Source organism: Arthrobacter sp. BL-252-APC-1A (genome assembly GCF_009696625.1).
In the GTDB taxonomy this organism is placed as follows: Bacteria; Actinomycetota; Actinomycetes; order Actinomycetales; family Micrococcaceae; genus Arthrobacter_B.
The window spans coordinates 350109-369295 of sequence record NZ_VULS01000001.1; the positions used below are offsets into that span (position 1 = coordinate 350109).

At 63.4% G+C, this 19187-nt stretch carries 15 protein-coding genes and 1 pseudogene; 5 read left to right on the forward strand and 11 right to left on the reverse strand.

Features of this window, described 5'->3' with window-relative positions:
• Positions 1 to 113: 113 nt before the first annotated feature.
• The gene (locus FYJ28_RS01635) at positions 114 to 824 is read left to right on the forward strand and encodes a hypothetical protein (RefSeq protein ID WP_154578054.1); all 711 of its coding nucleotides are present in this window, start codon (positions 114 to 116) and stop codon (positions 822 to 824) included.
• A gap of 8 nt (positions 825 to 832) precedes the next feature.
• On the opposite strand, the gene FYJ28_RS01640 is transcribed toward FYJ28_RS01635, so the two are convergent.
• The 7 genes from FYJ28_RS01640 to FYJ28_RS01670 all read right to left on the reverse strand — a co-directional run bounded on the left by FYJ28_RS01640 (position 833) and on the right by FYJ28_RS01670 (position 8747).
• Positions 833 to 1864 (reverse strand): LacI family DNA-binding transcriptional regulator, encoded by a 1032-nt coding sequence (locus tag FYJ28_RS01640; RefSeq protein WP_055241240.1) that lies wholly within the window; start codon positions 1862 to 1864, stop codon positions 833 to 835.
• Between the two features lie 59 nt (positions 1865 to 1923).
• Entirely contained in the window at positions 1924 to 3393 is a 1470-nt protein-coding gene (locus FYJ28_RS01645) for a GH1 family beta-glucosidase (RefSeq protein WP_154578055.1), read from the reverse strand.
• Positions 3393 to 4307, reverse strand: coding sequence for a carbohydrate ABC transporter permease (locus FYJ28_RS01650; RefSeq protein WP_154578056.1), 915 nt, complete (start codon positions 4305 to 4307; stop codon positions 3393 to 3395). The genes FYJ28_RS01645 and FYJ28_RS01650 overlap by 1 nt, the downstream gene beginning before the upstream one ends.
• A complete protein-coding gene (locus tag FYJ28_RS01655; protein ID WP_154578057.1) occupies positions 4304 to 5290 on the reverse strand; it encodes a carbohydrate ABC transporter permease in 987 nt (328 codons plus the stop codon). The genes FYJ28_RS01650 and FYJ28_RS01655 overlap by 4 nt, the downstream gene beginning before the upstream one ends.
• 57 nt (positions 5291 to 5347) lie before the next feature.
• Positions 5348 to 6676: an ABC transporter substrate-binding protein gene (locus FYJ28_RS01660; RefSeq protein WP_442778560.1), complete on the reverse strand. Its 1329-nt coding sequence runs from the start codon at positions 6674 to 6676 to the stop codon at positions 5348 to 5350.
• 242 nt (positions 6677 to 6918) lie between these two features.
• The gene (locus tag FYJ28_RS01665) at positions 6919 to 8076 is read right to left on the reverse strand and encodes a class I SAM-dependent methyltransferase (RefSeq protein WP_326831438.1); all 1158 of its coding nucleotides are present in this window, start codon (positions 8074 to 8076) and stop codon (positions 6919 to 6921) included.
• Positions 8073 to 8747 (reverse strand): IMPACT family protein, encoded by a 675-nt coding sequence (locus FYJ28_RS01670; RefSeq protein ID WP_055241228.1) that lies wholly within the window; start codon positions 8745 to 8747, stop codon positions 8073 to 8075. The genes FYJ28_RS01665 and FYJ28_RS01670 overlap by 4 nt, the downstream gene beginning before the upstream one ends.
• Before the next feature lie 66 nt (positions 8748 to 8813).
• Between FYJ28_RS01670 and coaE the strand changes: the two genes are divergently transcribed.
• The 4 genes and pseudogenes from coaE to FYJ28_RS01690 all read left to right on the forward strand — a co-directional run bounded on the left by coaE (position 8814) and on the right by FYJ28_RS01690 (position 13472).
• Positions 8814 to 9449, forward strand: coding sequence for a dephospho-CoA kinase (gene coaE / locus FYJ28_RS01675; RefSeq protein ID WP_154578058.1), 636 nt, complete (start codon positions 8814 to 8816; stop codon positions 9447 to 9449).
• Positions 9450 to 9494: 45 nt separating this feature from the next.
• Complete coding sequence (gene uvrB / locus FYJ28_RS01680) at positions 9495 to 11585, forward strand: excinuclease ABC subunit UvrB (protein ID WP_154578059.1); 2091 nt, start codon at positions 9495 to 9497, stop codon at positions 11583 to 11585.
• A gap of 87 nt (positions 11586 to 11672) precedes the next feature.
• A pseudogene (locus tag FYJ28_RS01685) lies at positions 11673 to 12668 on the forward strand (TerC family protein); the annotation flags it as partial.
• Between the two features lie 426 nt (positions 12669 to 13094).
• Complete coding sequence (locus FYJ28_RS01690; protein WP_154578061.1) at positions 13095 to 13472, forward strand: PLDc N-terminal domain-containing protein; 378 nt, start codon at positions 13095 to 13097, stop codon at positions 13470 to 13472.
• Positions 13473 to 13516: 44 nt separating this feature from the next.
• Here FYJ28_RS01690 and FYJ28_RS01695 read toward each other — a convergent pair whose 3' ends face one another.
• The 4 genes from FYJ28_RS01695 to FYJ28_RS01710 all read right to left on the reverse strand — a co-directional run bounded on the left by FYJ28_RS01695 (position 13517) and on the right by FYJ28_RS01710 (position 19162).
• Positions 13517 to 14719 carry a hypothetical protein gene (locus FYJ28_RS01695; protein ID WP_154578062.1) on the reverse strand — a complete coding sequence of 401 codons (1203 nt, stop codon included), beginning with the start codon at positions 14717 to 14719 and terminating at the stop codon, positions 13517 to 13519.
• Between the two features lie 105 nt (positions 14720 to 14824).
• Complete coding sequence (locus tag FYJ28_RS01700; RefSeq protein WP_229780089.1) at positions 14825 to 16132, reverse strand: alpha/beta fold hydrolase; 1308 nt, start codon at positions 16130 to 16132, stop codon at positions 14825 to 14827.
• On the reverse strand, positions 16129 to 16611 hold the full coding sequence (locus FYJ28_RS01705; protein ID WP_154578063.1) for a GNAT family N-acetyltransferase: 483 nt from the start codon (positions 16609 to 16611) through the stop codon (positions 16129 to 16131). The genes FYJ28_RS01700 and FYJ28_RS01705 overlap by 4 nt, the downstream gene beginning before the upstream one ends.
• 10 nt (positions 16612 to 16621) lie before the next feature.
• Complete coding sequence (locus FYJ28_RS01710; RefSeq protein ID WP_154578064.1) at positions 16622 to 19162, reverse strand: DEAD/DEAH box helicase; 2541 nt, start codon at positions 19160 to 19162, stop codon at positions 16622 to 16624.
• Positions 19163 to 19187: the final 25 nt, after the last annotated feature.

The following is a 19187-nucleotide window of genomic DNA, read 5'->3' on the forward strand; positions in this document are numbered from 1 at the left end:
TCCCACTTCGGTGGGAACCCGCCTTTTCGCATGTCAGCGCCAGGTTTGGAAGGTTGGTAGGCTGGGGCCGCCGTCAGGGCAGGAAAATAGGGGAACACACCAGGGGGAAGTACATGCAGCGCCAGGAGGCAATCTCACCGCAGGCCGCGGAACTGGAACCGGAGATCCGGCGCAGGGCACAGGCAGCGGCCAGACACGTGACACCGGTTCAGGCCGCCAACCTCTTCAACGGAGTAGTTGAAGCAGAGCGGACCGAAGCATTTGAAGATCTCAGCGCAGCTGAACAGCTGGAGCAAGACCTCCATGAGCGGTATCCGCGTTACTTTGAGGCAGCAGACGCAGTACGCGATACTGAAGCAAAAGCAGACCTGCCCCGGTTCCGTGCCTGGCGCAGGGAGCAGCACCGGCTTGCCCGTGAAGCTGACAGCTGGTCCGCGGGGAACGCCGGCCGGATCCGTGCCGCGGGCGGTATCCTGCTGGCCGCGGTGGTTCTTACCCGTCCGTTCGGCCTCATCTCGGCAGACGTTTTCTACACCGCGGGCCTTGCTGCCGCCGCCCTGCTGGTGCTTGGAACCCAGCTGCTCAAAAAACGCCGCAGCCCCCTGTGGAACGGCGCCTTTGCTGATCCCCGGCTCGCCTCCCTCTACGTGTGGGGATACGCATCAGGGGTAGCGGCCGTGGCCCTGATCAGGACGCGTGAGCCTGATGCCGGTGAGTGGGAAACCGCCATGCGCCAAATGGAGGCGATGTGGGAGCGCCGAAACCGCCGCAGTACTCTCTGGGCCGAGGAAGACTACACCGGCATCCGTTACACCAGCGCCTAGCGGGGAGGCTAGGCGGACTCCCGCACAACGAGGGACGTAGGCAGCCGGCAGACTCTTTCCGCTGCCCGGCCTTCGATGAGTTCCACCAGCATGCGTGCCATCTTCTCGCCGAGTTCAGCGATGGGATGGTGGACGGTCGTCAGGGCGGGGGAGACACCGGTGGCAAACTGGTCGTCATCGAAACCTACGACGGCGATGTCCTCGGGAATGCGCAGTCCGTGCTCCCGGAGCACCGCGTGGGCGCCAGCAGCCATCTGGTCGTTCGCAGCGAACAGTCCGTCAATGGGTTTGCCCCGTGCCAGAAGGCGCTCCATCGCTGCTGCCCCTGAGGCGACAGTGAAGTCTCCGTACTCCACCAGGGCATCGTCGAGACCGGCGCGGTGCAGGCCCGTCCGCCAGCCCGCAAAGCGGTCCACGCCCGGAGGCATGTCCTGCGGGCCGGCGATGGTGGCTATGTTCTGCCTTCCTGTCTCGATCAGGCGCTGGACGGCAGCCAGCGCTCCCTCTTCGTTGTCGACTTCGACGTAGTAGCTGTCACTGGCGTTGAGGAGCGGGCGGCCTGCGAAGACGATCGGGAGGGCGTCGCTGAGGTGCTCCCAGGAATGGTCCCCGCTGTGGTGGGAAACCACCAGTACGCCGTCAACATTGCCACCCATCAGGTACCGCTGCGTCTTGCCCGGATTCGACTCCGAGGACGTGACCATGTTCAGCATGTAATCCGTCGAATTGAGGTACTTGGCCACTCCCTCCACGACCGTGGCGAAGAACGGATCCGCGAACACTTTGGACGTGGACTCGGGTACCAGCAAGGTGATGGTGTAGGTTCGGCGGCTTGCCAGTGTCCGGGCCGCACGATTGGGAACATAGTTCAGTGTCCGGACGGCCTGCTCCACGCTCTGGACAAGCTCAGGCGCCACCGAAGGCGAGCCGTTCACGACGCGCGAGACCGTTGCCCTGGAGACGCCGGCGAGCGCCGCCACCATCTCCAGGGTCGGAGCCGGCCGCACCTGGCCTGTGTCAGTACCCAATGAGGTCTCCATCCACTGGCATCCTTTGCCGTTGTTCCATGCCGAACCCAGTTCCCAATCCTACTTTCCCCTTATCCGACCGGAGCCGTCTCGGGGGAAGTGCTGTGGGCGCCGGCAACCGAGCCGCCGCGGCTCTCCGCGATGAACCTGCTGTACGCCAGGCCGCTGTCCTTGATGATGCGTTCCTGCGTCTGGTAGTCCACGTGGATGATGCCGAAGCGCTTGTCATAGCCCCATGACCACTCGAAGTTGTCCAGGAGGGACCAGACGAAGTAACCGCGGACGTCGGCTCCTTCGTCGATTGCCTCCCCGACGGCTTTGACGTGGTCGAGTATGAAGCTGGTGCGTTCCGTGTCATGGACGGCCCCATCCCCGGACACTTCGTCGTCGTAGGCGGCACCGTTCTCGGTGATGTAGAGCGGCGGCAGCTGCGGGTACTCCTGACCCAGACGGACCAGGAGCTTCCTGAGGCCATCAGGGTTCACTTCCCAGTTCATACCGGTCCGCGGCAGCCCGCGGGACGGGAACGTAATATGTTCGGCGCCAATCCAGGGCGAAGCCTTGGGCAGGACGCCTCCACCGCCGTGGCCATCCTCGCCTGAGGTGTCCGGGTGCCCGCTGATCTGGTCATCGTGGTAGTGGTTCACGCCCAGGAAATCGATGGGTGCGCCAATAACCTCCATGTCGCCCGGGAGGATGATGTCGTGGAGCCCGTACGGCTCCAGGTCCCGCAGGGAGTCCTCCGGGTAGGCGCCGAGCAGGATCGGTTCCAGGAAAATGCGGTTCTGCAGGGAATCGAACAGCCGGGCGGCCTCAAGGTCAACGGGATCGTTCGGATCCTTCGGAATCGAATTGCTCAGGTTGAGGGTGATGCCAACCTGTTCGGCCCCCAGGCTGCGCAGTTCTGAAGTGGCCATGCCGTGTGCCAGGTGCTGGTGGTGCACGGCGGCTACCGCTGCGTTCGGGTCCTGCCGGCCAGGGGCATGGACTCCTGAACCGTAGCCAAGCAGGGACGAGCAGAACGGTTCGTTGAAGGTGGTCCAGTGCTTGACCCGGTCACCCAGGGCTGCGTAGACATCCTGGGCGTACTCCACGAACCTGCAAGCTGTGTCGCGGTTGGTCCACCCGCCCTGTTCCTCCAGTCCCTGCGGAAGGTCCCAGTGGTACAGGGTGAGCCAGGGGAGGATCCCTGCTGACAGCAGTTCGTCAACAAGGCGGGAGTAGAAGTCCAGTCCCTTGGAATTCAGAGCTCCGCCTCCGGGCCGGACCCGCGCCCAGCTGGTGGAGAAACGGTAGGAGTCCAGCCCCAGTTTCTTCATCAGGGCAACGTCCTGCGGCATGCGGTGGTAATGGTCCACCGCGACGGACGGGGTGTCTCCGTTAAGGACGTTCCCCGGAATGGCCGCGAAGGCATCCCAGACCGAATCCTCTTTGCCGTCTTCCCAGGCCGCGCCTTCTACCTGGGCGGCGGCAGTGGCTGAACCCCAGATGAAACCGGGCGGGAAATTGCTGTGCTTCCGCGTAGAGGTGTTGTTAGTCATTAGCCCTTCACTGCTCCCTGCATGATTCCGGAAATAAGTTGCTTGCCCGCTGCCACGAAAAGAACCAGCAGCGGAACGGTGGCCAGCACGGCACCGGTCAGCACAATTGAATAATCGACGTAGCGCGCCGACTGCAGCTGGCTTAGTGCCACCTGCAAAGTGGGATTGTCTGCCAGCACGAGCATGGGCCACATAAAGTCAGTCCACGCCGTCATAAATGTGAACAGGCCCAGGATGGCCATAGCGGGCCGCGCCGCCGGCAGCGCCACATGCCGGAAAGTTCCAAGCATGCTGGCCCCGTCCATACGGGCGGATTCGATCAGCTCGTCGGGAATGACGTCCACCAGGTACTGGCGCATAAAGAACACGCCGAAGGCTGTTACCAGCCCCGGCACAATTACGGCGCCTAGTTCGCCTGTCCAGCCTAGTTTCTGCATGACCATGAACAGCGGGATGATGCCAAGCTGGGTGGGGATGGCCATGGTGGCGATTACCGCCACCATGAGGACACCGCGTCCCCTGAACCTCAGCTTCGCAAACGCGTAGCCTGCGAGCGTGGAGAAAATCACCACCGAGACGGTGATTGTTCCGGAGATGATGACGCTGTTGGCCAGCGCCTGCCAGAACGGCACGGTGTTGATGACCTCGGACACGTTGGTCCAGAACCGTCCGCCGGGCAGGAGCGGAGGCCATTCCTGCCCAAGGGCGGGATTTCCGTTGCTGCCGATAATGACGGACCACCAGAGCGGATAAGCCGAGCAGAACAGGAAGACCAGCAGGATCCCGTAGGTGAGGGATCCCGGACGGCGTCCGCTGCCAAAAGACTGCCCCTGGCGGCGTTTACGAACCGGTTTCCCGGCCCCTGACCCGGTCCCGGTTCCCGGGACAGCCCGGGCTCGCTGCAGGACGCTCATGACTTTCTCCTCGTGGCACGCGGCCGCTGGGGATCCCCGGTGGCGATCCGCTTTGAAATAAGGAAGTTGACCAGGCCCACCAGCACAATGATCAGGAACAGCAGCCAGGCCACGGCCGATGCCTTGCCAAAGTTCTGCCTCTGGAAGCCCATGTCCCACAGGAAGAGCACGGTGGTTTGGAACTGGCCCTGGATTCCGCCGGCATTGACCGGGTCGAACAGTTTGGGTTCGGCAAAGATCTGCAGGCCGCCGATAGTAGCGGTAATGATCACGAAGATCATGGTGGGACGAATACTCGGCAGCGTGATGCTGAAGAACCGCCGGACAGCACCCGCACCGTCAATTGCTGCGGATTCGTAAAGGTCGCGGGGGACAGCCTGCATGGCTGCCAGCAGGATCAGCGCGTTGTAGCCGGTCCACCGCCAGTTGACCATGGTGGCGATTGCGATGTGGCTGGGCAGCGTGCCCGTCTGCCACATAATCGGGTCGACCCCGAAGTTGCCCAGCAGGTTGTTCAGCAGCCCGTTGTTCTCAGCAAACATTTTGGAAAAAATCAGTGCCACTGCCACCGGCGTTACAACGTAGGGCAGGAGCACCGACATGCGCCAGAACGTCTTGGCCCGCAGATGCTGGTCCAGGATGGCCGCCAGGAAGACGGCAACTACCAGCTGGGGAATTGCCGAAAGCAGGAAGATCGAAAATGTGTTGAAGAGCGAACCCCAGAAACGCGTATCGCCCAGCACGGAGGCAAAATTCTGCAGCCCGATAAAGTCGCCCTGTCCCTTTAGCAGGTGCCATTCGTGCAGTGATACCCAGAAGGTATACACCAGCGGGAACAAACCGGTGATACCGAAAAGAATAAAGAACGGTGAAATGTAGAGGTAAGGGGACGCCTTCATATCCCATCTGGAGAGGCGCTGGCGGAACGTTGTCCGCGGCTTAACCGGTTGCTTCTGGACAGGCCGGTTCAGTGTGGCGGTCATGGCAGACTCCCGTGCTCCGGGCGGGGCCTCCCGGAGGAGGCCCCGCGTGCGGTGCTGCTAGTTGTTGATGACCAGGTCGTTGAGGAGCTTCAGTGCTTTCTCCCATGCCTGGTCCGCATTCGCGGTACCTGTCTCCAAGTCATCGATGGCCGGGCCAAAGACCTTTTCCTGGATAACTGAATCGTCCGGTCCCTTGAACTGCGCCTCTACGCCTTCGGCGCGCGAGGCCAGGATGGCCCCGGTAGGAGCATCGTTGAACCACTCATTCGGTGTTGCATCGGAGGCAAGCTGCTCCTGTGCCTCAAGAGTGCTGGGGAAGTTGCCGGCCGCTGCGGACTGCTTGATCTGCTGTTCCGGGTCCGTTAGCCAGGCAGCGAGCTTGGCAGCTTCCTCCTTGTGGTCCGAGGTTTCCGGTACCGAGAGGAAGGCGCCGCCCCAGTTTGAGGCACCGCCGGGGAACACATCGGCGAAGTCCCAGCCGCTGTCAGTGGAGCCGCCTGCGGTTTCAATACCGCCCTGGATGTTTCCGAGCATCCAGCCGGGGCAGACCATGGTGGCGAAAGTGCCGTCCAGGAAGGACTGGCCGTTGTTCCACTTCCACTCTTCCTGGTTCGCGGACAGTCCGTCGTCAATGGAACCGGAGAGCATCTTGAAGTTTGCGATCATCGCATCGTTGCCCTCGATGTTCAGCTCGCCGTCCTTCGCGTAGTAGCCCTCCTCCATCTGGTTCACCATGGAGTTCCATACGAAGCCGGCCTGGTCGAACCAGGCTTTACCGCTGGCGTCCTTGTACTGGTTACCGACTTCGAAGTACTTCTCCCACGTGGCGTCTTCCCCGCCCAGGAGTTCAGCGACGGCTTCGCGGTCGCTCGGCAGGCCGGCAGCTTCGAAGAGGTCTCCGTTGTAGCAGATGCCCTGCGGTCCGATGTCCGTGCCGTAGCCGATGACACGGCCGTCCGGGTCGGTGCCCTGCTTGTACTTCCAGCCGACCCAGTTGTCCTTAAGGTCCTCTGCACCGTATTCGTTCAGGTCCACGAACTTGTCCGAAACCTCCATGATGGCGCCTAGCCAGCCCTCTTCAATGGCCACCACGTCGCTGACGCCTGAACCTGCGGCAAGCTTCGTGAAGAGGTCAGTCCGTGCGTTGCCGCCGGTGTCAATGTTGTTGGGCTTGATGGTGATGCCGGGGTTGGCCTCTTCGTATTCCGCGTAGAGGTCGTCGTAGCCGAAGGTTCCGAATGTGGTGACGGAGAGTTCAATCGGGTTTTCCTCCGAGGCGGGTTCGCCGCTGTTGCTGCTGCCTCCGCCGCAGCCGGCGGCGAGCAGTGCGACTGCCGCAGCACCTGCCACGACAGCTGCTGAATTTCGGAACTTTTTCACGGTCACTCCTTTGTGTGTGTCTTGCCGGTTGAAATCCCGGGGAGGACCGTGCCGAATGGAAACTGGGCTTGTCCTGGGACGGGACGCTAACTGTGGATCCTGTAGCCAGAGAGCCCGTTGCGGTTCGAAACTCCCGAACCGTTCCAGAGAGCGCTCTCTGATCTTGCTGAGAGCCTAGATGTGACGGGCTTCACTGTCAAGAGAGCGCTCTCTGAGGGTTTCGCGTGTCGTGGGGGGACTGGCGCCGACTAGCGGCGGGTGGTCACAGTAACCGTAAAACGGGGGTTTCGGGCGACCTGCTCCGTGGGGCCTACTATCCGGTTCAAAGCCGGCTTGTACGCCAGATGTGAATTCCAGACTGTCCATAGTTCACCACCGGGACGCAGCACCCTGGCAGCATCGGCAAAGAGCTTGAACGCAATGCCGGTGTGCACGCTGGCTCCAATATGGAAGGGCGGGTTCAGCACCACGAGGTCCTGTGACTCGTCCTGGAGCCAGCTGAGGGCATCCGCGCGTCGGACATCGGCACGGTCCGAGACGCCGTTGGCTTCGAGCGTGAGTTCTGTCGAGGCGACGGCGGCCTCGGACTGATCGGAAGCCAGCACGCGGATCGCTGGCCTGGCGAGCGCGAGGTAGGCGGCGATCGCGCCGTTGCCGCAGCCCAGATCGACTGCCGTCCCTGTCTCCCGTGCCCGGGCCAGGAACGGCAGCAGGAACCGGGTGCCGGGATCCAGTGCCGCGCCTCCAAAAGCAGCGCCCCGGGCCCGCAGCTGCAGCGGCGCCGGAAGGCCGACGTCGTATGCCGCTTCCAGCGGAAAACGGGACGCTGGCAGCTCACCCTGGGGCCGCGGCCCGCCGGCCACCAGGACGCGGGATTTCTGCCGCGCCAGGGACACTGTCAGCGACTGGAAGTACCGGCCCAGCACATCGTTCATGGCCATTGTCATGTGCTTGATCCGGCCGGCCGCGTACACCCGGACGTCCGGTGCGGCATTGGCGGCGATCAGTTCTGCGATCTCTTCCAGGGCGTCCAGTGAGCGGGGCAGCCGCAGCAGGACAACCTTTGCTCCAGCTGCCAGGGACGCATCCAGCGGATAATGCGAGTAGGAGCCGGTTAGACCAGGAACCGCCGCGTTGCGGTCCAGCGCCAGCTCTCCGGAAAGCGGGTCCTGGTGGACACGGATTCCGTGCAGTCCGTGCAGCGAAGCAGCACCGAGGGTCAGGGCGCCGTAGGAATCACCTATGACGGTTACGGCGCCGGGTTCCTGTGCCGCTGCCCACAGGTCATCAGCTGCCAGGTCCAGCAGCAGCCTGTCAGCCGCATCGAAGGCCTGCAGGTTCTCGGCTTCCACATCCGGCGCGCGGCCGAGCTGCTCGAAGTCGAACGCCGGGTTGGCAGGGGTCACAGGTCAATCCATTCGGTCGTGATCAGATCGGCGGCGGTATCCCCGGCTGTGAGGGAGGCCAGCCGCTCCCGGAAAGCGGTATCAGCACCGGGAGTATCCGGAAGGGCAACGGTAATGACTGCTCCGGCGGCGCCGTACTCGGTCCCGCGGACGGCGTAGCCTGCGCTCCGCAGGTCGTTTTCAAGGCGTCCCGCACCGGCATGGCCGGCAGGAACGCTGTACAGCTGCATCCGCTGCCGTCGCAGGAGCGGAGCGGAAGCCAGGGCGGAGGATACGGATTCGGAATAAGCCCGCACCAGGCCGCCGGCGCCGAGCAGGATCCCGCCGAAATAGCGGACCGTAACGGCAGTGATGTCGCTCAGGTCGGATGCGCCGTCGAACGTTTCGCGTTTGGTAATCGCCTCAAGCATCGGAATTCCTGCTGTTCCGGAAGGCTCGCCGTCATCACTGGAGCGCTGCACCTCCCGCCCGGGCCCCAGTACGAAGGCGCTGCAGTGATGCCTTGCGTCGTGGAATTCCCGGCGCAGTTCCGCGATCAGGGCGCGGGCCGCGTCTTCGGTTTCCGTGCGCCGCAGTACGGTGATGAAGCGTGAGCGCTTGATTTCGAGTTCGCTCCGGTGGTCCCCGGAGACGGTTGTGTAGCGCCCCGGCGCCGCCTCGAATTCGCTCACCCTGACAGTCTAGTTGGCAGGGCAGTCCCTGCCCCTCATGCCGGGCGGGGACGGTAGGGTGGGGGGATGCTGAAGGTAGGTCTCACCGGCGGGATCGCCGCCGGAAAGTCACTCGTTGCCCGTACGCTCGTGGAGTGCGGTGCCACCCTGATCGACGCCGATGCGCTGGCACGCGAGGTTGTGGCTCCCGGAACCCCAGGCCTTGCAGCCGTGGTGGAGGCTTTTGGCTCCGGTGTCCTTGCTGAGGACGGCTCCCTGGACCGCCCGGCCCTCGCCGCCATCGTCTTCGGTAATGAGGAGAAGCGCAAAGTGCTGAACTCGATCATCCACCCGCTGGTGCGGTCTCGGGCCGCCGAGCTCGCCGCGGCAGTTCCTCCGGAGGGCATCCTGGTCCAGGATATTCCGCTCCTCGTGGAGACAGGCCAGGCCAGCTCCTTCGACTTTGTGCTGGTGGTTGAAGCTCCGCAGGAAACCCGGTTGGACCGTATGGTGCGGGACCGGGGCATGGAATCGGAGGCAGCACAGGCGCGGATCGATGCCCAGGCCAGTGCCGCGGAGCGGGCCGCAGTGGCCGACGTCGTCCTGGAGAACACCGGCACTGAGGCAGAAGTGGTGGCTGCGGTGCAGCGGCTGTGGGACGAGCAGCTGGTGCCGCGCAACGAAGCTCTGCTGCGCGGGGAGCCGCCGGCCGTTATGCCGTGAGCAATACGGACAGCACCTGACCGCGTCCCGGAGTAGCGTTGAACCATGAGTCTTGCGCAGGACATCAAACGTGTTGTTGCCCCCTTTGAAGTAGTCAGCGATTACTCGCCTGCCGGCGACCAGCCGACCGCCATCAAGGAACTGGCTGAACGCATCCAGGCCGGCGAGAAGGACGTTGTCCTGATGGGCGCCACCGGTACCGGTAAGAGCGCGACCGCGGCATGGCTGGTGGAGCAGGTGCAGCGGCCCACCCTGGTAATGGTGCAGAACAAGACGCTTGCCGCCCAGCTGGCCAACGAATTCCGGGAACTGCTGCCCAACAACGCCGTTGAGTACTTCGTTTCCTACTACGACTACTACCAGCCCGAAGCGTACGTGCCGCAGACGGATACCTTCATTGAGAAGGATTCCTCCATCAACGAGGAAGTGGAGCGGCTGCGGCACTCGGCTACCAACGCTCTGCTGACCCGGCGCGACGTGATCGTTGTGGCAACCGTGTCATGCATCTACGGCCTCGGCACGCCGGAAGAGTACATCCAGGGAATGGTCACCCTGCGCCGCGGTATGGAAATGAACCGCGACGACCTGCTGCGCAAGTTTGTTTCCATGCAGTACGTCCGCAATGACATGGACTTCCACCGCGGGACCTTCAGGGTGCGTGGAGACACCGTTGAGATCATTCCGATGTATGAGGAACAGGCCATCCGGATCGAGTTCTTCGGCGACGAGATCGAGAGCATTCAGACGCTGCATCCCCTCACCGGCGACCTGATCCGCGACGAGCAGGAAATGTACGTCTTCCCGGCCTCGCACTACGTGGCTGGACCGGAACGGATGAACCGCGCCATCAAGGGCATCGAGGACGAACTGCGCGAACGCCTGCAGGAGCTTGAAAGCCAGAACAAGCTCCTCGAAGCGCAGCGGCTGCGGATGCGCACCACATATGACCTGGAAATGATGCAGCAGATGGGCTTCTGCAACGGCATCGAGAACTACTCCCGCTGGATTGACGGCCGCGGTCCCGGTACCGCCCCGCACTGCCTGCTTGACTATTTCCCGGACGACTTCCTGCTGGTGGTGGATGAGTCCCACGTGACCATTCCGCAGATCGGCGCCATGTATGAGGGCGACATGTCGCGGAAGCGCACGCTCGTGGAGCACGGCTTCCGGCTTCCCTCCGCGATGGACAACCGTCCGCTGAAGTGGGACGAATTCCTGGAACGGATCGGACAGACCGTCTACATGTCCGCCACTCCGGGCAAGTACGAACTCGGCAAGGCCGACGGCGTGGTGGAACAGATCATCCGCCCCACAGGCCTTGTGGATCCCGAGGTGGTGGTCAAGCCAAGCAAGGGCCAGATCGACGACTTGCTGTCCGAGATCCGCATCCGCACGGAGAAAAACGAGCGCGTCCTTGTCACTACCCTTACCAAGCGCATGGCGGAGGATCTCACCGGCTACCTGCTCGAAAACGGGGTCAAGGTCGAGTACCTGCACTCCGACGTCGATACCCTCCGGCGAGTTGAGCTCCTGCGCGAACTGCGGATGGGCACTTTCGATGTCCTGGTTGGCATTAACCTGCTCCGTGAAGGCCTCGACCTTCCCGAAGTATCCCTGGTCTCGATCCTCGACGCTGACAAGGAAGGCTTCCTGCGCAGTTCGACGTCGCTGATCCAGACGATCGGCCGTGCCGCCCGAAACGTCTCGGGCCAGGTACACATGTATGCCGACCGGATCACGGACTCCATGGCGCACGCCATCGATGAGACCAATCGGCGCCGGGCAATCCAGGTGGCGTACAACAAGGAACGCGGCGTAGACCCTCAGCCCCTCCGGAAGCGGATTGCGGACATCACCGATTCGCTGGCCCGGGAAGACGCGGACACCAAGGCGCTCCTGGAAGAGGCCGCTAAGAAGCAGACCAAGTCAGGCAAGGGCAAGACAGCCAAGGGCATCCGGAAGGACGGTCTGGCTGCGGCACCGGCTGAAGACCTCACCGGCCTGATCGAACAGATGACGGAACAGATGCACGCAGCAGCTGCAGAACTGCAGTTCGAGCTCGCTGCACGGCTGCGTGATGAGGTGGGCGACCTGAAGAAGGAACTCCGCCAGATGCAGAATGCCGGGCACGCCTGAGATAGACTTCTTGGCGGCGGTGGGGTGGTTCCGTAGGCAAAACCGGAACGCCCCGCCTTTTTCCGTGCTCTGAAAGGTCTGTTCCCCATGCCCGCACTGCCCCTCGCCTTCGAGGTTGGTACTTTCATTGTCCTAGGGCTGGTCCTGCTCTTCGACCTGCTCCTGGTCGTCAAGCGGCCCCACGAACCCTCCATGAAGGAAGCAAGCCTATGGGTTGCCTTCTACGTGGGCCTGGCGCTCGTCTTCGCGGTGATGATGTTCATCTTTACCGGCCCGGAGTACGGCAGCCAGTTCGTTGCCGGCTGGGTGACTGAGTACAGCCTCAGCATCGACAACCTCTTTGTGTTCATCATCATCATGGCGCGTTTCTCGGTACCCCGTAAGTACCAGCAGGAAGTGCTGATGTTCGGCATCATCATCGCGCTGATCCTCCGCGGCATCTTCATTCTCATCGGCGCCGCCGTGATCGAGAACTTCTCCTGGGTCTTCTTCCTCTTTGGTGCTTTCCTGCTCTGGACCGCGTACAAGCAGGCCACAGACAACGGTGAAGATGAAGAGGGCGGCAGTGACAACAAACTGGTCCGCAAGCTCACCGGCTTCCTGCCCATGACGGAGAACTTCGACGAGGGCAAGGTCCGCACCGTGGTGGACGGCAAGAAGGTCTTCACCCCGATGATCATCGTCTTCATCACCATCGGCGTGACGGATCTGATGTTCGCCGTCGACTCCATTCCTGCGATCTTTGGTCTCACCCAGAGCGCATTCATCGTCTTCACAGCCAACATCTTCGCGCTGATGGGCCTGCGCCAGCTGTACTTCCTGCTCGGCGGACTGATGGACCGGCTCATCTACCTCAAGCACGGCCTTTCGGTGATCCTCGCCTTCATTGGCGTGAAGCTGATCCTGCATGCACTGCACGTCAATGAGCTGCCCTTCATCAACGGCGGCGAGTCGGTTGCCTGGGCACCTGAGATCCCCACCTTCGTGTCGCTGGCCGTCATCCTCGGCACCATTGTGATCGCCACCGTAGCGAGCCTGCTGAGCCCGAAGGCCAAGGCTGTGCAGGCTGTCGCTTCGCTCGAAGGGGCCCTGAAAGTTTACCGGAGCCTGGGCGAGGACACTCCGCATGAAGAGCGGACCAGGGCCTACGACGACGTCTCCAAGACGTACCGCGCTGCCGAGAAGGCTGCCGAAACCCGGGACGACGTCGAGCTTCCCGAGATTACGGACGAAGCGCGGCAGAAGTTCCTCGCGGAGGACCCGCGGAAGAACGGAAACACTCCGAACTAGCCGCACGCCGGCTGCAGAGGGCACCAGGACCGCCGTCCAGGTGCCCTCTGTCCGTTAACCCGGAGAGGATGGCATCGCACCAAAGCAGTTTGCGCGGGACAGGTCTGCCTGGCGTGTACGGCGCTACTCTTCGAATACCGCTTGTGTCCCTCGGCAGAGGGGAATCCCAGGGTCCCGCCGGGGCCACTTTGTATCCGCCTACGCTCCCAAGGAGCAACCATGAACTTCTTCGAAGTACTTTGGTCAATCGTTGCGGTGTTCTTCCTTTTCGCATACCTGATGCTGCTCTTCCAGATCTTTGCCGACCTGTTCCGGGATGACAGCATGAACGGCTGGGTGAAGGCGGTGTGGGTCTTCTTTCTGTTGTTCCTTCCCTACATCACGGCCCTGGTTTACGTCATTGCCCGCGGACGGAGTATGGCAGCCAGATCTGCACAGCGGGCCAGCGAGTCCCAGGAACAGGCTGCCGCGTACATCAGGCGCACCGCGGGGACCCAGAATGCCGCTGAGCAGATCTCCTCGGCAAAGTCGATGCTGGACGAAGGGCTTATTACCAGCGACGAATTCGGCCGGTTGAAGGCGAAGGCGCTGGCCTGAACCATCCCGGTGCCGGGTAATTCAGTGCACGCCGGTTACTCCCGCTAGGCCGCTGCGGGAGAAGCCGGCGTCTGCTGTGTCCGGGCCATTACCTCCAGGACAATGATCGCCGCCACCATTACGGCTGCTACTCCGAGGACAATCCCGGCCGCGATACCAGGCAGGAACAGGACCAGCACCGTCAGCGCTGCGGCACATGCCTGGCAGATCCGCAGGTGGCGCATTGCCCAGCCGGACCAGCGTGACGGATGCCCGGCGGCGTAGAGCACTCCCACGGCCAGCAACGCCAGTACCAGCACCGAGCGCAGGGCTCCGGACAGCGGTCCCAGGAATGCGCTGCTGACTGCAGCGGCAGCCTCGGGGGAGACCGCGCTTCCGCCGGCAGCGTTGACAATTCCCTGTTCGATGACACGGATGGCCAGGACGGCAGCCAGTGCAGCTCCGGCACTGGAGAGGGAGAAAATGATGCCGCTTCGAAGCCGGCGCCCGGCCGGAGCAAGGAGCACCGCCCCAGCCGCCAGCAGGAAGGCAGCCCATGGCAGCAGTGCAGCGACACGGCCGAGGGCGTCGAGGGCGGAGATCGCCGATGCAAGCCCCGGGGCGCTGAAGACGGTGTAGTCCTGGCCGGCGTCATCAGGAATGGCAGACGCAACCCCTACGCCCTGGGCCAGGAGGCGGGACTTGGCCTCGGCTATCATCGCCGTCGTGGAGATGCTCACGTTTCCGTTCTCCGCAATGGAAGCGATGCCGCCCGGGTCGTCTTCCACGGCACGGACAAGGACCTGGTGGGCTGCCCGGTTGGCATCGGTCCAGATCGCCGCGAAGGCCTGGCTTGCCACCGCCTTAGATACCGTCTGCTCAACCAAGGTGTTGGTTCTTTCGGCGATCCGGGGCCCCAGGACCGAGGCGAGGCCCTGCGCTGCGCGCGTGTCACTGCGCTCGGCTACGGCGTCCTGAATGCTGGAGCTAATGTCCATCCGTGACGTGATCTGGTCCGAGATCTGTCCGGAGAGATCATCCTGCACGGCCTGGTCCTGGATCACGGGCCCGATTGTGGCGACATAGCGGTCCGTATTGCTGACCAGGCTGCCGGCGTATCCGGCAATCACTGCCGCGACCAGGGCCAGCCCAGCCAGGACCGCCAGAACCGCGGAAGAAATCCTTCGCCATCGAGCCGGGTCACCGGGGGATGGCGCAGTAACACCCGGGGATGCAGGGGAAGAGCTGTACTGGGTGCTGGGTGCCATGACCGGAACCTTTCACAGGTGTACGTCCCGGCCTCAGTGTATTCCCGGCGCCGGAAGCAGCGGGCGCTTTCCCGTTACTTCCGCTGCTGCAGCCGGCTGCCCCGGCTACCCGTCCCCCGTTCCGCGCACCATGCCCAGCAGGCGGTTGAAGATGCCCTCGCCGTCGTCGGCTATGCCGTCGTGGTGGAACTCATCCGTTTCCCAGACTTTCAGCCCGCGCACGGCCGCAGCTGTCTCAAGGGAGAGGTCCCGGTCCACGTAAATGTCATTGGTGTAGACCGCAGCCGCGGCAGGAACGGTGTTGGACGCCAGCTGCCGCGGGTCGTAAAGCTCCGGCCAGTCGGATTTTGCTGCCAGCAGGTCCGCAGTCCGCTGCAGTGGACGCAGCGCCGGATCCTCCTCGAAATACCAGGGATAAACCATCTCGCCGGTGTACAGGGGTTCGGCGGCGCTGGGCAGGAAGTCCGGCCGGGATCCCAGGACCCGCCACGCGGCCCACCGCGTAGCCTGCCCCTGTGCGTAGATCGATTCGTGCATCAGGGCGTACAGGGGATTGGTGGAGCGCTCAGCGAGCTGCCACATTCCGGCCAGGAACGTGTCAGAGAGCCTGGGCCCGTCGGGGGTATCGATGAAAGCTTCTTCCAGCAGGTAGTGCAGACCGTCCATGCGGGTATTGCCGCCAAGGTAGGAACCGGCCATCTGGAACCGCCGGGTGGACAGCCGCGTGCCGTCCGGAAGGTACTCGGGCACGGTCTCCAGGTGCCGGGCAATCCGGGTGGTCAGCTCCCGGTCACCGGGATACTTCGCGAAGTACTCCGCGTTCCGTGCGGCCACCCTGCTGAAGGTTGCCTGGTATACCCGGTCGGCGGGGCCGGTAAGGGGTGCCAGCCCGCCGGTGATCAGCGCTTCCTTCAGGCCCGCAGGCGCGAACGACAGATAGGTCAGCGCGCAGAACCCGCCATAGGACTGCCCGTAGATGCTCCATGGTCCGGAGCCGAGGGCTGTGCGAACGAGCTCGGCATCGGCCACGATCGAGTCCGCGCGGAAGTGGGTAAGGTACTCCGCCTGCGCAGCAGCATCGCCGCGCAGGGCCAGGCGCTGGCGGTTCGCCGGCGTCGAGAGTCCGGTTCCGCGCTGGTCCAGCATCAGGATGCGGAACCGGCGGGAGGCCGCTTTGGTCCAGCCGCCGAACTGCAGCAGCCGGTTTCCCTTTCCGCCCGGTCCGCCCTGCAGGTACAGGAGCCAGGGAAGGTCAGCGGCGGGGGATACCTCGGGGTCGGAGTACTCGCGGGCGAAGACGGAGATTTGCTCGCCGTCCGGGCGGGAGTGGTCCAGTGGAACGGTGAACCGGTGCTCCACGGTCCGCATGCCCCGGACAAGCACGGGATCGGAAGCGGTGTGCTGAACGCTCATGCCGCACCGGGGGTGCCGAAGTCCTCCAGTGCCCCGCCGGTGAGGCGGTAAGTCGTCCACTCGTCCATGGGCTGGGCACCCAGGGACTTGTAGAAACGGATGGAAGGCTCATTCCAGTTCAGGACGCACCATTCCACCCGTGCGTAACCGCGTTCGACGGCGAGCTGGGCCAAGCTGCGCAGCAGGGCTTTCCCGTACCCGCGGCCTCGGGACTCCTGACGGACGTAGAGATCCTCCAGCCAGATGCCGTGGACCCCTTCCCAGGTGGAGTAGTTCAGGAACCAGAGTGCGAAACCCTGGATTCCGCCGTCGTCCTCCAGCACGTGTGCAAACACTGCCGGGTGCTCGGCAAAGAGATGCTCGGCAAGCGCCTGTGGAGTGTTCCTGACCGCGTCCGGCTCCTTTTCGTAGACGGCCAGCTCCTGGATGAGCTCGAGGATTACGGGAACGTCTTCTTTGCGCGCGGCTCTGATCTCCATGGCATCCAGCCTAGTCCAGCCGCCCGGCCTGGATCACCCGGATTAAGGGGGACCCCGCCTCGTCCGAAGCTGCCAGGTCGACTTCCGCGCTGATGCCCCAGTCCAGATGCCCGGCAGGATCCTTGAAGATTTGCCGGACCTCCCACTTGTCCGCGAGCTCCTTGATGATCAGCAGCTGCGGGCCGCGGGCATCGGGGCCGTCGTCAATGTCGTCGTGCTCTTCGAAGTAGTCGTCCAGGACACCGGCCCACCTGTCTGCATCCCAGCCCGATCCCCCGTCCAGGGCACCGAGGGCGGCGTCGTCCTCGTCGGCAAAGAGCTTGACCCGCTGGAACATTTCGTTGCGGACCATGACCCGGAAGGCCCGTGTGTTGCCGGTGAGCTTTTCCGGGGCGGGGGGCAGCACGGGTTCGCTTCCCGCGGAGGAATCGATTCCGGCGGCCAGCTCTTCCCATTCATCCAGCAGTGAGGAGTCCGTCTGGCGGACAAGTTCCCCGAGCCATTCGATGATGTCCGAAAGGTCTTCCCTCAGCGCTTCGGGCGGAACGGTCTGCAGCAGCGCCTTGTAGCAGTCCGCCAGGTAGCGCAGCACAACGCCCTCGGACCTGGCGAGGGAATAGAAAGCCACGTATTCGCTGAAGCTCATGGCGCGTTCGTACATGTCGCGCACGATCGACTTTGGCGTGAGTTCGAAGTCGCCAAGCCAGGGAGCGGAGGACCGGTAGACGTCGAAGGACTGGAACAGAAGCTCCGCCAGCGGCTGGGGATAGGTAACGTCTTCCAGCAGGGCCATCCGCTGCTCGTACTCAATGCCCTCGGACTTCATGGCAGCCACTGCCTCGCCGCGGGCCTTCTTTTCCTGCGCGGAGAGGATCTGACGCGGCTTTTCCAAGGTGGCTTCAATGACGGAAACGACGTCGAGGGCGTACGAGGGGCTCTCCGGGTCGAGGATCTCAAGTGCAGCCATGGCGAACGGGGAAAGCGGCTGGTTCAGTGCGAAGTTAGGCTGCAGGTGGACCTTCAGCCGTACAGTGCGGCCGTCGGCGTCCGGTTCGGGGAGCTTCTCCACGATGCCCGCCGTCTTCAGTTCCCGGTAGATGCCAAGCGCCTTGCGCATCAGGCGGAGCTGGGAAGCACGCGTCTCGTGGTTGTGGGTGAGCAGTTTCTTGGCCGCGGCAAACGGGTCCCCGGGGCGCTCCAGGATGTTCAGCAGCATGGCGTGGGTGACGTTGAAGCTGGAGGTCAGGGGTTCAGGAGTGCCCTCCACCAGCTTTTTGTACGTAGGTTCGCCCCAGGACACAAAACCGGCCTGCGGCTTCTTCTTGGTTACCTGGCGCAGCTTCTTTTGGTCATCGCCGAACTTGGCTTTGGCCTTTGCCATTGCCTTGGCATTCTCGATCACGTGTTCCGGCGCCTGTACCACCACGGTGCCGGCGGTGTCGTAGCCCGCCCTCCCGGCGCGTCCGGCGATCTGGTGGAATTCGCGGACGTTCAACGGACGGGTGCGTACGCCGTCGTACTTGCTGAGCGCCGTGATCAGGACCGTGCGGATGGGCACGTTGATGCCGACGCCCAAGGTGTCGGTGCCGCAGATAACCTTGAGCAGCCCCGCCTGGGCCAGCTGCTCCACGAGGCGGCGGTATTTGGGCAGCATGCCCGCGTGGTGCACCCCAATTCCGTGCCGGACCAGGCGGTTGAGGGTCTTGCCGAAGCCCGGGGCGAACCTGAATCCCGCGATCAGCTCGCCGATGCGGTCCTTTTCCTCCCTGGTGCAGACGTTGATGCTCATCAGGGCCTGGGCCCGGTCGATCGCCTCGATCTGGGAGAAGTGCACCACGTAGACCGGCACCTGCTTGGTGGCTAGCAGTTCCTCAAGGGATTCCTGCACCGGGGTTTCGACGTAGTAGTAGTGCAGGGGGATGGGCCGCTGCACCGAGGTCACCGTCACCGTATCCCGGTTGGTGGACTTGGAGAGGTCGGTGCTGATCCGGGTCATGTCGCCAAGGGTGGCGGACATCAGCAGGAACTGGGACTGCGGCAGCTCCAGCAGCGGCACCTGCCAGGCCCAGCCGCGCTGCGGGTCGGAGTAGAAATGGAACTCGTCCATGATGACGGTTCCAATATCCGCGTCCGCACCTTCGCGCAGGGCAATGTTGGCCAGGATCTCCGCGGTGCAGCAAATGATCGGGGCATCCTTGTTCACCGAGGAGTCGCCGGTGACCATGCCGACGTTTTCAGCCCCGAAGATGTCGCAGAGCGCGAAGAACTTCTCCGAGACCAGTGCCTTGATGGGGGCCGTGTAGTAGCTGCGCTCGTCCATTGCCATGGCGTAGTAGTGCGCGGCGATGGCGACCATGGATTTACCGGATCCGGTGGGCGTGGCCAGGATGACGTTATTCCCGGTGACCAGTTCCATGACGGCTTCGTCCTGGGCGGGGTAAAGGGACATGCCCCGGGACTCCACCCACTCCAGGAAGGAGGTGTAAATCTCGTCAGGATCGATGGTTTTGGTGCCGGCGGCTGCGGCGGGCAGCTGATCAAGTAGTTTCATCTCACCTACCAGCCTAGCCCGCAGC